At 73.9% G+C, this 11,837-nt stretch carries 13 protein-coding genes and 1 pseudogene; 4 read left to right on the forward strand and 10 right to left on the reverse strand.

Going from position 1 to position 11,837, the window contains the following annotated elements:
* Positions 1-35 precede the first annotated feature (35 nt).
* Positions 36-182 (reverse strand): annotated as a pseudogene (locus V7E45_RS34025) (DUF397 domain-containing protein); the annotation flags it as partial.
* A gap of 37 nt (positions 183-219) precedes the next feature.
* Complete coding sequence (locus V7E45_RS34030; RefSeq protein WP_443056325.1) at positions 220-624, reverse strand: Scr1 family TA system antitoxin-like transcriptional regulator; 405 nt, start codon at positions 622-624, stop codon at positions 220-222.
* A gap of 73 nt (positions 625-697) precedes the next feature.
* Between V7E45_RS34030 and V7E45_RS34035 the strand changes: the two genes are divergently transcribed.
* A complete protein-coding gene (locus V7E45_RS34035) occupies positions 698-1,825 on the forward strand; it encodes an NADH:flavin oxidoreductase (RefSeq protein WP_333778104.1) in 1,128 nt (375 codons plus the stop codon).
* Positions 1,826-1,849: 24 nt separating this feature from the next.
* Here V7E45_RS34035 and V7E45_RS34040 read toward each other — a convergent pair whose 3' ends face one another.
* From V7E45_RS34040 to V7E45_RS34060, 5 genes are all read right to left on the reverse strand, one after another.
* On the reverse strand, positions 1,850-2,422 hold the full coding sequence (locus V7E45_RS34040; protein WP_333778105.1) for a hypothetical protein: 573 nt from the start codon (positions 2,420-2,422) through the stop codon (positions 1,850-1,852).
* A 67-nt stretch (positions 2,423-2,489) separates the two neighbouring features.
* Positions 2,490-2,714: a hypothetical protein gene (locus tag V7E45_RS34045; protein WP_333778106.1), complete on the reverse strand. Its 225-nt coding sequence runs from the start codon at positions 2,712-2,714 to the stop codon at positions 2,490-2,492.
* Positions 2,715-2,981: 267 nt separating this feature from the next.
* Positions 2,982-4,385, reverse strand: a complete 1,404-nt coding sequence (locus V7E45_RS34050; RefSeq protein ID WP_333778107.1) for a PTS transporter subunit EIIC — start codon at positions 4,383-4,385, stop codon at positions 2,982-2,984.
* A gap of 16 nt (positions 4,386-4,401) precedes the next feature.
* Positions 4,402-5,325, reverse strand: a complete 924-nt coding sequence (gene murQ / locus V7E45_RS34055; protein WP_333778108.1) for an N-acetylmuramic acid 6-phosphate etherase — start codon at positions 5,323-5,325, stop codon at positions 4,402-4,404.
* A 45-nt stretch (positions 5,326-5,370) separates the two neighbouring features.
* A complete protein-coding gene (locus V7E45_RS34060) occupies positions 5,371-6,276 on the reverse strand; it encodes a MurR/RpiR family transcriptional regulator (protein ID WP_333778109.1) in 906 nt (301 codons plus the stop codon).
* A gap of 55 nt (positions 6,277-6,331) precedes the next feature.
* Here V7E45_RS34060 and V7E45_RS34065 point away from each other — a divergent pair, with 55 nt between their 5' ends.
* Both V7E45_RS34065 and V7E45_RS34070 read left to right on the forward strand, forming a co-directional pair.
* The gene (locus tag V7E45_RS34065) at positions 6,332-6,715 is read left to right on the forward strand and encodes a hypothetical protein (protein WP_333778110.1); all 384 of its coding nucleotides are present in this window, start codon (positions 6,332-6,334) and stop codon (positions 6,713-6,715) included.
* A 7-nt stretch (positions 6,716-6,722) separates the two neighbouring features.
* Positions 6,723-7,001: a DUF4031 domain-containing protein gene (locus tag V7E45_RS34070; RefSeq protein ID WP_333778111.1), complete on the forward strand. Its 279-nt coding sequence runs from the start codon at positions 6,723-6,725 to the stop codon at positions 6,999-7,001.
* On the opposite strand, the gene V7E45_RS34075 is transcribed toward V7E45_RS34070, so the two are convergent.
* Positions 6,983-8,059, reverse strand: coding sequence for a GNAT family N-acetyltransferase (locus V7E45_RS34075; protein WP_333778113.1), 1,077 nt, complete (start codon positions 8,057-8,059; stop codon positions 6,983-6,985). The genes V7E45_RS34070 and V7E45_RS34075 overlap by 19 nt on opposite strands.
* A gap of 26 nt (positions 8,060-8,085) precedes the next feature.
* On the reverse strand, positions 8,086-8,730 hold the full coding sequence (locus tag V7E45_RS34080; RefSeq protein ID WP_333778114.1) for an HD domain-containing protein: 645 nt from the start codon (positions 8,728-8,730) through the stop codon (positions 8,086-8,088).
* Between the two features lie 151 nt (positions 8,731-8,881).
* Between V7E45_RS34080 and V7E45_RS34085 the strand changes: the two genes are divergently transcribed.
* The gene (locus V7E45_RS34085) at positions 8,882-9,583 is read left to right on the forward strand and encodes a copper homeostasis protein CutC (protein ID WP_333778115.1); all 702 of its coding nucleotides are present in this window, start codon (positions 8,882-8,884) and stop codon (positions 9,581-9,583) included.
* A 79-nt stretch (positions 9,584-9,662) separates the two neighbouring features.
* Here the strand turns inward: V7E45_RS34085 and V7E45_RS34090 are convergent, their stop codons facing one another.
* Positions 9,663-11,753, reverse strand: a complete 2,091-nt coding sequence (locus V7E45_RS34090) for a HelD family protein (RefSeq protein ID WP_333778116.1) — start codon at positions 11,751-11,753, stop codon at positions 9,663-9,665.
* Positions 11,754-11,837: the final 84 nt, after the last annotated feature.

Raw genomic sequence — 11,837 nt, forward strand, 5'->3', positions numbered from 1 at the left:
GGCCCTACCCATTCCGTGCAAAGAGGGCTCGGAGCTCAAAGCTTGAGGGCCGCGACGAACGCGGACCAGGCCTCCGGCCGGAACCCGAGCTTCGGGCCTCGGGGGGTCTTGGAGTCACGGACGGGGACGAGGGCGGGGTGGCCATCGGCTACTTCCACGCAATTGTCGCCGCCGGTGCTGTACGTCGACTTGCGTCAGCTCAGCTCGTAGTCAGGGGCGTTACTCATGGGCGTAATCCTCCGCCAACGCCTCGATGAGGGCCAGAGACTTCTCCTGCGAGTGCGCGGAGGCCACGAGAAGGTCGTACACAAAACGCAGTTGTGCGACCTTGGCCGGATCGTCCTCCAGTCGCCGATTACGTACCCCCTCGAAGTAGACCATCGGAGCGGCATCCGCGAACTCCATCAGCTTCGGGGCGCCCTGCATCGCCGCGTGCGCCCCGGCGCTGGACGGCAGTACCTGCACGATGACCCGGTTACGGCGGGCTGCCCGCCGGAGTCGGTCGAACCGGCGCCGCAGGAGGAGGTGTTGCGGGAGCGGGTGCGGCGGCTGAACCGGGAGAGCGTGAGCGGGGTCACGTGACGGACTTCCCGGAGGCGGAATGTGGGGCAGCGCATAGGCGATTACTTAAGGAGCTGCAACAATGCGTGCTCACATACCGACCGGTTAACCCCGCAACTCACGAGGAGCTCCCCACGTGACCGTCACGACCTCCGCCACCTCCCGCGCGGCCCAGATCCTCTCCCGTCCGATCGCGCTGAACGGGCTCACGGTGCCCAACCGGATCGTGATGGCGCCGATGACCCGGATGTTCTCGCCGGGCGGTGTGCCCGGCGAGGACGTGCGGTCGTACTACGCGCGCCGTGCCGCCGCCGGTGTCGGGCTGATCGTCACCGAGGGTACCTACGTGGGCCACGAGTCGGCCGGGAACAGCGGTCGCGTCCCGCGGTTCCACGGAGAGGAGCAGCTCGCGGGCTGGGCGAAGGTCGCCGAGGACGTGCACGCGGCCGGCGGCACCATCGTGCCCCAGCTGTGGCACATCGGCATGGTCCGCGAACAGGGGCAGAACCCCTTCCCGGACGCGCCCGCCATGGGCCCCTCCGGTCTCGTCACCGCGGGCGCCGAGGCCACCGGCAAGGCGATGACCCAGCAGGACCTGGACGACGTCATCGGCGCGTTCGCCCAGGCCGCGGCGGACGCCGAGCGCATCGGCTTCGACGGCGTGGAGATCCACGGCGCCCACGGCTACCTCCTCGACCAGTTCCTCTGGGAGGGCACCAACCGGCGTACCGACGCCTACGGCGGTGACCCCGTCGCCCGGGCGCAGTTCTCCGCGGAGATCGTCGCGGCGGTCCGCGCGGCCGTGTCCCCCGAGTTCCCGGTGATCTTCCGCTACTCCCAGTGGAAGCAGCAGGACTACACCGCCCGGCTCGCCGAGACCCCCGAAGAGCTGGAGGCCGTCCTCACCCCGCTGGCCGCCGCGGGCGTCGACGTCTTCCACGCCTCCACCCGCCGCTACTGGCTGCCCGAGTTCGACGGTTCCGACCTGAACCTCGCGGGCTGGACGAAGAAGCTGACCGGCAAGCCCGTCATCACCGTCGGTTCGGTCGGCCTCGACGGCGACTTCACCGGCGCCTTCCAGGGCCAGGGCTCCCCCGTCAAGGGCATCGACAACCTGCTGGACCGCATGGAGTCCGACGAGTTCGACCTCGTCGCCGTCGGCCGTGCCCTGCTCCAGGACCCGGACTGGGCGGCCAAGGTGCTCGCCGACCGCTTCGAGGAGCTCAAGCCCTACGACGCCGCCGCGCTGAAGACCCTGAGCTGAGCCCGACCGCCGGGGGCGGCCCCGCTACAGGTTGCCCATCGGCTCGATGTCGACCTGCACCGGGGTGCCCCAGATCCGCAGCACCTCGTAGTCGGTGAACTCGTGCACGAGCCGGTACGCCATGGCCGGCCGGGACCCGCGCCGCTGGGCGGCCAGATAGGCCTCCGCCTCGTGCCGGTCCCGCCGGGGCGTCCCGCACAGCTGCCACTCGCGGCCGTTCCACGCCTCCGGCAGCCACCGCTGCTGGGGCTGGGGCCGGTCCGCGCGGACGCCGTACCGGGACTGGCCGGCGGCCGGCGCCTCGGTGATTCGCGGCCTTCCGCCCTGGTACTCCGAGCGCCGGGCGGCCCGGCGCCTGGTCTCGCAGAGCAGGCAGCGGTCCGGCGCGCTCTCGTCGACGGGTCCCTGCGGGTGTTCGGGGCAGCGGGTCGTGGGCGCGCCGGCGGTGACGCTCTCGTCGAGCAGGTCGAGGGCGCGCCTGAGATCGGCCTTGACCTCGTGCAGCCGCGCGTCCGGTGTGTCGGTCGTGAGCGCCTCCCCGTGCTCCCCGACCAGGCGGAGGGCACGGCCCAGGGCGGTGAGCTGGGCGTGGTTCATCGTTCGAAGGTAGCGCGCCGGGCCGCCGGGGCGCGCCGCGCGGTCTCGGACGCGGAGGTGCGCGGGGTCAGCGGCCGTGGTGCAGCAGGCTGTCGGCGCCGCACGCGGGGGCGGCGCCGGACGCCGGCAGGGGCGCCACGCTCGCCAGCGCGGGCAGCACGAGGTCCCCGGCGCAGTGGGCGGTGCCGGTGGCGGTCCAGTGGCCGTCGGCCTTGCCGTCGGCGTGGGCGGGCGCGGCCAGGGCGGCGGCGCACGCGGTGAGGGCTGCGGTGGTCAGGAGCGTCTTCATCATGACCGGGGAAACGACCTGGCCCGGCGGTGCGTCACGCCGACGGGGTCGTGTTGTGCGGGGTGGGTGGTGAGGCCGGAAGGGGCGCGTCGTGTTCGGGGAGGCGACCCTGGCCCGGGCCCGGCGGTGCGTCACGCGGATGTGGCCGTGCGGGGGTGACCCGGCCCCGTGGTGCGTCACGCCGACGTCGTCGTGCGTGAGCGGCCGGTGAGGCCGGAAGGGGGGCGTCGTGTTCGGGGGGGACGACCCCGGCCGGGGACCGGCGGTGCGTCACGCCGACGCCGTCGTGCGGGAGCGGCCGGTGAAGCCGAAGAGGTACGTCGCCGCGAAGCCGACCGCGTAACCGGTGAGCAGTCCGCCTCCGTAGACGGCCGCCGCCGTCCCGGGCCCGTGGTTGCCCGCCAGCAGCGGGAACAGCGCCCAGCCCGACGGTCCGATGGCCGTCGCCCCCACCTTGTCGCCGAGCATCGCGAAGAAGCCGACGAAGGCCCCGCCGGCCGCCCCGCCCGCGCACGCCGTCACGAACGGGCGGCCCAGCGGCAGCGACACCCCGTAGATCAGCGGCTCGCCCACACCGAGCAGCCCGGCCGGCAGCGCCGAGCGGATCGTCGTGCGCAGGGAGACGTCGTGGCGCAGGCGGACGTACACCGCGAGCGCCGCGCCCACCTGGCCCGCGCCCGCCATGGCCAGCAGCGGCAGCAGGACCGTGTAGCCCTGCTGGGCGATGAGGGTCGTGTGGATGGGGATGAGGGCCTGGTGCAGGCCCAGCATGACCAGGGGGAGGAACAGGCCGCCGAGGACCAGCCCGGCGACGGGCCCGGTCGCGGCCAGCAGCCAGTCCGCCGCCGCGCCGATGGCGGTGGCGACCACCCCGGCCGCGTACATCAGGCCGTACAGCGTGACCAGGCCGGAGACCAGGACGGTCACCGTGGGGGTGAGCAGGACGTCCAGCGCTCCCGGCACCCGGCCCCGGCACCACTTCTCCACCCGCGTGGCCAGCAGCGCCGCCGCGAGCGCGCCGAGCACCCCGCCCTGGCCGGGCACCAGATGCGTCCCGAACACCGTCACCTTGGCCACGCCCGGGTACACGACCACGGCCGCCACCGCACCGCCGAGCACCGGCGTACCGCCGAACTCCTTCGCCGTGTTGTGCCCGACGAACACGGCGATCAGCGCCATGAAGCCGGAGGCGACGGCGGTCAGCGCCGGGGTGAGGGCGGGCAGCAGGCCGGCGTTGAGCAGCAGGCCGTTCAGGCCCGCGAGGACACCGCAGCCGATCAGGGCGGGGATGAGCGGGACGAAGACGTTCGCGACGCGGCGCAGCACGGTCTTGACCGGCGTCGCGTCGCGCCGCGCGATCCCCTCCTTCACCCGGCCGTCCCGTCCCGGGCCGGCCGGCCGCCCGGCCGCCGGCTCGGGCGCCCGCACCAGGGCCGCCGTCCGCGCGGTGACCTCCTCGACCACCCCCGGACCCAGCACGATCTGCACGCCGACTTCGTCCGTCACCACCCCGAGCACCCCGGGCAGCGCCCGCAGCCCCTCCTCGTCGACCGCCGCCGGATCGGCGACGCCCAGCCGGAGCCGGGTCATGCAGTGGGCGACGGACGTGACGTTCCCGGGGCCGCCGACCCGGGCGAGGACGGCGGCTGCGGTGGAGGCGGGGTCGTTGCGCACGCCCCGAGCGTGCGGGTCAGGTGGCCGCCGCGGCCAGCGCGGCGCGCAGATGGCCGCCGGAGTCCTCCAGAAGGCGGGCGGCCGTCGGGCCGTCGACACCGGTGAGGAGGGTCAGGATCGCGTTCTTCACCTCGCCGCCCGACTCGCTGAGCGCCTTCTCGATCTCCTCGTCCGCTGCTCCCGTGGCCAACGCCACGATCCGGCGGGAGCGGGCCCGCAGCTTGTCGTTGGAGGCGCGGACGTCGACCATCAGGTTCCCGTAGGTCTTGCCCAGACGGATCATGGTGATCGTCGACAGCATGTTGAGCACCAGCTTCTGCGCGGTGCCCGCCTTGAGCCGGGTCGAGCCGGTGATCAGCTCGGGACCGACCACGACCTCGATGCCGTGCTCGGCGGCGGCCGCCAGGGCGCTGTGCTCGTTGCAGGCGAGACCGACGGTCAGGGCGCCGAGCGCGCGGGCGTGCTCGACCGCGCCGATGGCGTACGGCGTGCGGCCGGAGGCGGAGATCCCCACGACGGTGTCGTCGGGGCCGAGCCCCAGCGCCGCGAGGTCCCGGCGGGCCAGCTCACGTGAGTCCTCGGCGCCCTCGACCGAGGTGACCATGGCTCGCGGGCCGCCCGCGATCAGGCCGACGACCTGGGCCGGGTCGGTGTTGAAGGTGGGCGGGCACTCGGAGGCGTCGAGCACACCGAGCCGTCCGGCGGTGCCGGCGCCGGCGTACATCAGGCGGCCGCCGCGGGACATGCGCGCGGCCACGGCGTCGATGGCGGCGGCGATCTGCGGCAGCCGGGCGGCGACGGCGGCGGGCACGCCCGCGTCCTCACCGTTCATCAGACGCGCGATGTCGAGGGTGGACAGCCGATCGATCTCGGCGAGGTCGGGCCGGAAGGCCTCGGTGGTGAGGGACTCCAGCTCGCTGCGCAGGTCATGGGAGGTCATGGGGGGTGGCTTCCTCGGTTCGGGTGCCGGTTCTCGTGCTTTCACTCACCTGGGCTGGGTGCGGTGCCGGTGGGCCAGCGCCTCGTAGGAGGCGGCCAGCGCGGGCGCCGCGCTCTCGTAGGTCCGCTGCGCGACTCCGACGAACAGGCAGTCCACCACCAGCAGTTGGCTGGTCCGGGAGGACATGGCGGCGGGCCGCAGCTCGCTCTCCCGGGAGGTGGACGTGGTCAGGACGTGGTCGGCGTACTGGGTGACCGGCGACTCGGGGCGGCCGGTGATGGCCACCGTCGTCGCCCCGTGCTCGAAGGCGACCCGCAGCGGCTCTATGACGTCCCCCGTCGAGCCGGAGTGGGTGATGGCGATCGCCACGTCGCCCGTGCGCAGCTGCACCGCGTTGGTCACCGCGAGATGCGGGTCGCTGTGCGCGTGGGCTATGAGCCCTATGCGCAGCAACTTCTGCGTGAGGTCCTGCGCGACCAGCCCTGAGGCCCCGATGCCGTACACGTCGGTGCGGCGGGCGCCGGCGAGCGCGGCGACGGCCGCGCCCAGCTGGCCCGTGTCGAGTCCGGCGGCCGTGTCGGCGAGCGTCTGCTGCTCCTCGTAGGCGAGTTTGGTGACGACGTCGGCCAGCGGGTCGTCCACCGCGATGTCGGTCGTGATGGCGGGGGCGCGGCCCGACTGCTGCTGCGCGGCGAGGCCGGCGAGGGCCAGGCGCAGGTCGCGGTAGCCCGGATAGCCCAGCAGGCGGGCGGTCCGTACGACCGTCGCCTCGCTGGTCCCGGTGAGTTCGGCCAGGCCGGTGACCGTGAGGGCGGCGCAGCCGGCCGGGTCGTTCGCGACCGCCTCGGCGACCCGTTGCATGGAACGGGTCATGGAAGGGGCGAGGGTGCGCACCTTGGCGGCGAGCGAGCCGCCCGGACCGCCGAAAATTTCCTTCACGTCGTTGGTCACCAATGAAAGATATTTTCGGTTCGGGTTCGGGGTCAAGAGTGCGCACAATGGGACCATGAAGTCCCCGAGCCCCCTCGAGCAGGCACTGCACGCCGCCCGCGCGCTCGTGCTCGCCGATCTGGTCGCGGGCCGGGTCGCCGAGGCCGACGTGGTCTCCCTCGTCGAGGACTCCGTGGCGCAGCGGCGCTGGTGGGTCGAGCAGTGGCCGGACGGCGCCGAGTACCTGGCCGGGCTGGTCGCCCAGGACGTGCAGGACGCGCTGCTGGAGCGGTACGGCCGCTGGCCGCTGTGCCCGGTGTGCCCCTCGGGCGACCCGCACGCGCTGGAGGTGGAGCCCGAACTGGGCCCCGACCCGCACTGGGTGTGCCACCAGGCGGGCGTGAAGGTGGCGGCGGTCGGCTCGCTGGCGCGGGCCACGGGCGGGACGCGGTCCTCGTGAGGCGCCCGTGACGGTGTACGTCGACCCGCCGGCCTGGCCCGGCCACGGGCGCCTGTGGTCGCATCTCGTGAGCGATGTGTCGTACGACGAACTGCACGGGTTCGCCGCCGCGCTGGGCGTGCCCCGGCGTGCCTTCGAGCGCGATCACTACGATCTGCCGTCGCACCGGTACGCGGACGCGGTGGCCGCCGGGGCGGTGGAGGTCAGCAGCCGCGAGGTGGTGCGGCTGCTGCGGGCGTCGGGACTGCGCCGGCCCAAGGGGCTCGCTCAGCGGCGCAGTTCGTAGGCCAGCTCCCCGCTCTCCTCGCCGTCGTCACTCACCTGGACGAATCCGGCCCGGGTGACCACCGCCTGGGACGCCGTGTTCGCCCGCTCGACGGTCGCGAACAGCGAGTGGACGTCCTCCCGGGCCAGGGCCCACTCGGCCAGCGCGCGCAGCGCCTCGGTGGCGTAGCCCCGGCCGCGGGCCTCCTCGACGAGGTCGTAGCCGATCTCCACCCGGCCGTCCTCGTCCGGGGAGCCGTGGAAGCCGATGCCGCCCATCGCGCGGCCGTCCTCCTCGCGCACCAGGACGAAGACGCCGAACTCGGGCCGGTGCACGCCCCCCTCGTAGGCCTTCAGCAGGAAGCCGCAGGCTTCCCGGGTGCCCTCGAACGGTCCGTCGCCGACCCAGTCGAAGCCACCGTCGCCGCCGAGGCGCAGGTCGCGGGCGACGGCCGGGCGGACACCGGTCAGGGTGAGCCGCTCGGCGGGGATGACCAGGTTGTTCCGCCACTTCCACTCGGTGACCGGGGCGCGGCCGGGCAGCTCGCCGCGGCCGGTCGCCCACAGCAGCGTCGGCCAGGCGGCCGGGCCGGGCTGGACGTGCGGGAAGAGCCAGGCGAGGACGGATTCGGCCAGGTCGTCCTCCGGCGCGTACGCGATGCCCAGGCCCTCGGCGATGTCGTGGGTGTGCAGCAGCACCTCGGCGACGCCCATCGCGGCGAAGCCCTCGCGATCCGCGCCGCTGAACGGGTACGGGTGGAAGGCGCGGACGCGGGGCGGGGTGGCGCGGACGGTGGTGGCGAGCAGCACGCCGGTCGTCTCGATGACGTGCAGCAGACCGGTGTTGTCGGTGCCCTCGTCCAGCGTGATCTCGAACGGGACGTACGCGTCCTGAGGGCGGCCCGCCAGCTGGCCCGCGTAGGCGATCAGATCGCTCGCGACGTGCTCGGCGGTCCGCCGGCAGTCCCACTCCAGCCGCCCGGCCGTGGTGTCCGCCCAGTCGCGGTCCACCACCGGCCGCAGCGTCGCCAGGCATCCCGCCACGGCCCTGGTCACGTCGTCCCCGTTTATCTGTCGCATGGGCGAACAGTAAGGGCCGCACCCGGTCAGGTCGACAGCATTTCCAGCTCGGCCGCGAGGTTGTAGCGGGCCGTGGCCTCCCAGTGCCGCTGCCCGTAGGGGGTGCGGAACAGGCGTGGCAGGTCGAGGAGTTGGCGCAGGATCGAGGCGCGGCCCGCCCGGAAGGCGTCGTTAGGCACGAAGTGGTACTCCTCGCGGACCGCCGCGGTGTAGGCGGCGTACGCCGACGGGGGCGCGGCCAGGACCGCGAGGTCCGCGTCGCACAGGACCTGCCCGTCGCGGTCGTCACCGGCCGGGTCGTGGGTGACGGTGAGCCGGACCAGCCGGGCGACCTCGGCGGTCTTCGGCGCCGGTACGCCCGCCTCCGGCAGGGCGCGCTCGGCGAGGTGCGCGGAGCGCTCCTCGTTCTCCGAGCGGTCGGGCAGGTAGACCGCGTCGTGGAACCAGGCGGCCAGCCGTACGACGTCCGGGTCGGCCGCGGACTCGGCGAGCACGTCGACGTGGTCGAGGACGGCCGTGAGGTGGGTCAGCGTGTGGTAGTGCCGCTGCGGCTCCTGCCAGCGGGCGAGCAGGTTGTCGGCGTAAGGGGCGGGATCGGGGCCGTCGCCGGGGGCGCGGGCTCCCTCCAGGGCGCGGGCGAAGCGGAGGCGCAGGGCGTCGAGGTCGGCCATGCGCTCATTCTTCCGCCCCTCCGCGGCGTCTGGCGATTCCTTCGGGACCGGGCCGACGGAGGGGCAGGGGACATCTTCAGGTGGGGGGCGACCCCGTGGAGGCGTAGGCTTGGATTGGACTAGACCTGTAGTCGCCGATGAATGGGGTGCCATGAGCAAGCGTGCGGTCCTGGAGGTGATCGCCCTCGACGCCGAGGACGCGGTCGCGGCCCAGGCGGGAGGCGCGGACCGCCTCGAACTGGTCACCGAGATGGCGGCTGACGGCCTCACCCCGTCCGTGCGGACCTTCGCCGGGATCCGGGCCGCCGTCGACATCGACCTGCGCGTGATGCTCCGGCTGACGGACGGGTTCGCGGCGGGCGGCCCCGGGAACCTGGACCTGCTGGTCCGGGTGGCGGGGCAGATGCGGGACGCGGGCGCCGACCAGTTCGTGCTCGGCTTCCTCGAAACCGGCGGCTGCGTGGACCTGGCCGCGGTGGAGCGGGTGGTCGCCGCCCTCGACGGCTGCCGCTGGACCTTCCACCGGGCCATCGACCGAGCCGCCGACCGGGACGCCCTGCGCAAGCAGCTCGCCGACCTGCCCGGCCTCGACACCTATCTGACGGCCGGCTCGGCGGACGGTGTGGACGGCGGCCTCGGCACGCTGGTCGCCGAGGCGGCCCACGGCGGGGAACCCGGCTACGAGCAGCAGATCATGGTCGGCGGCGGGCTGCGGCTCGAGCACGTGCCGAGGCTCAGGGCCGCAGGGATCGAGGCCTTCCACATCGGCGGGGCGGCGCGCGCCGCGGGCTGGACCGGCCCGGTCTCCGAGACGGCGGTACGGGAGTGGCGGACGGTGCTGGACGAGGTCTAGCACCGCCCGGCACCGGCACCGGCAACGGGACCGGTACCGGGACCCGGGTCCGGTGCGGTGGGGGGCTGGGTGCGGACGCTCAGCCGAGCTGTGGGGGCAGGGGCGCCGAGTGGGTCACGATCAGCCCGGACACCGCACGGGTCAGCGCCACGTACAGCCGGCGCAGCCCCGTGCGCTCGTCCGGCTCGCCGTCCACCACCGCCTGCGGCTCGTCCAGCACGACGTAGTCGTACTCCAGGCCCTTGGCGAGCGAGGCGGGCACCAGCGTCAGCCGGGTCTCGGCGGTGGTCTCCTCGCCCGGCGCGAGGCAGGCGATGCCGGCCTCCGCCAGCGCCTCGGCCAGCGCCGGCACCCGGGCGTCCGCCGCGATCAGGCCCGTCGAACCCTCGTTGCCCAGCAACTCCTCGCAGGCGGCGACCACTTCGGCCGTGCCGCCGGCCGTGCGGACCTCGAAGAAGCCCGGGTTCTCCCGGACCGAGGCGACCGGGGCGAGGCCCGGCGCGATGTGGGGGAGGAGTCGGGAGGCGTACGCGATGACGTCGGTGGGCACGCGGAAACCGGCCGTCAGCTCCTCCACGGCCCCGTCCCGCTTGCCGAGGTGGGCGAGCGCCTCGTCCCAGCTCCGGGTGGCCCAGGGCGTGGTGCCCTGCGCCAGGTCGCCGAGGACGGTCGCGCTGCCGGTGGTGCAGCGGCGGCCCACGGCCCGGTACTGCATGGGGGACAGGTCCTGTGCCTCGTCCAGGACGACATGGCCGAGCGAGTGCGTGCGCTCGATCAGGTCGGTCGCCTCGTCGACCAGCACCGCGTCCGCCGCCGACCACTTCGCCGACTTCACGCTGCGCACCGGCTTCGCCCACAGGACCGTCTTCCGCTCGTCCTCGTCCAGCAGGCCCTCGGAGTGCTCGGCCAGGAAATCGGCGTCGGTCAGCAGTCGCAGCACCAGCTTCGCCGGGTCCACGGCCGGCCAGACCGCCTTCACGGCCGCCTTCACCGCGCTGTTGCGGGCCACCGTGTCCTGCACCCGGTCGTCGGGGGCCTCACCGGCCCGCTCCATCTGCACCAGCACCGCGTGCGCGATCCGCTGCGGCAGGGCCTCGCGGGCGGCGCCGTACCGGATGTCCCGGTCCAGCAACTCGCGGACCAGCTCCTCCAGTTCGTAGGCCGGCACCCGCCAGCGCCGCGAGCCGCGCACCACGACGACCGGCTCGGTGGGCATGGTCACGTGGGAGTACAGGGCACGGCGCAGCACCTCGGCCATCCGGGCGTCACCCTTGACGATCGCGGCGGCCGCGTCGTCCGTGCCCCGCACCTCCACGTGCCCGACCAGGTCGTCCACCGTCGCCTGCCGCACGCTCAGCTCGCCCAGCGCCGGCAGGACCTGCTCGATGTAGTGCAGGAAGGACCGGTTCGGCCCGATGACCAGGGTGCCGGTGCGGGCGAGCCGCTCCCGGTGCGCGTACAGCAGATAGGCGACCCGGTGCAGGCCGACGGCCGTCTTCCCGGTGCCGGGACCGCCCTGCACACAGACGGTGCCGCCGAGACCGCTGCGGACGATCTCGTCCTGCTCGGGCTGGATCGTCGCCACGATGTCCCGCATGGGGCCGACACGCGGCCGCTCGATCTCCCGCTGGAGCAGCTTGCTGGTGGTGGCGGCCTCGGCCGGGTCGGACAGGTGCTCGTCCTCGTACGCGGTCAACGCGCCACCGGTGTAGCCGAAGCGCCGGCGCAGCCCGACGTCCATCGGGTCCTTCTTGGACGCGCGGTAGAACGGCTGCGAGACCGGGGCGCGCCAGTCGATGACCATCGGGTCGCCGCCGGCGTCGTGCACGTGCCGCCGCCCGATGTAGAAGCGCTCGCCCTCCGCGCCCTCGGCCCGCTGGGCACCCGGCGCGTGCAGGTAGTCGAGCCGCCCGAAGAAGAGCGGGGTGTCGCTGAGGTCGGCCAGCGCCTTGATGCGCTCGTCGATCTGGTGGGCCAGCACCGCGGCGTTGACCCAGTTCGCGGTGACGTCGTTGATGTCCAGCGCCTCCACGTCCTCGCGCATGGCGCGCAGCGCGGAACGGGACGCGGCGAGGTGGGCGCGCTCCCGGGCGAGGGGGTCGTCGAGCGGTTCGTGGGCGGGCGTGGACACGGCGGTGCCTTCCGGATCGGCTCTTCCATGACTGGGCATGACGGGCCTCCCGGTTTCCGTCCGGGCGGCGGCACTCCGCGGGGGAGGCGGGCAAGAGCGGAGATTTTAGGCGAAGGGGCGGGG

Source organism: Streptomyces sp. IBSBF 3136 (assembly GCF_036815105.1).
GTDB lineage: Bacteria > Actinomycetota > Actinomycetes > Streptomycetales > Streptomycetaceae > Streptomyces.

Bases quoted from the DNA above. Each gene is read 5' to 3' on its own strand.
- V7E45_RS34085 (WP_333778115.1), top strand. From the start codon at position 8,882: ATGAGCAAGCGTGCGGTCCTGGAGGTGATCGCCCTCGACGCCGAGGAC.
- V7E45_RS34075 (WP_333778113.1), bottom strand. From the start codon at position 8,059: ATGCGACAGATAAACGGGGACGACGTGACCAGGGCCGTGGCGGGATGC.
- V7E45_RS34045 (WP_333778106.1), bottom strand. From the start codon at position 2,714: ATGATGAAGACGCTCCTGACCACCGCAGCCCTCACCGCGTGCGCCGCC.
- V7E45_RS34065 (WP_333778110.1), top strand. From the start codon at position 6,332: ATGAAGTCCCCGAGCCCCCTCGAGCAGGCACTGCACGCCGCCCGCGCG.
- murQ (WP_333778108.1), bottom strand. From the start codon at position 5,325: ATGACCTCCCATGACCTGCGCAGCGAGCTGGAGTCCCTCACCACCGAG.
- V7E45_RS34090 (WP_333778116.1), bottom strand. From the start codon at position 11,753: ATGCCCAGTCATGGAAGAGCCGATCCGGAAGGCACCGCCGTGTCCACG.
- V7E45_RS34080 (WP_333778114.1), bottom strand. From the start codon at position 8,730: ATGGCCGACCTCGACGCCCTGCGCCTCCGCTTCGCCCGCGCCCTGGAG.
- V7E45_RS34040 (WP_333778105.1), bottom strand. From the start codon at position 2,422: ATGAACCACGCCCAGCTCACCGCCCTGGGCCGTGCCCTCCGCCTGGTC.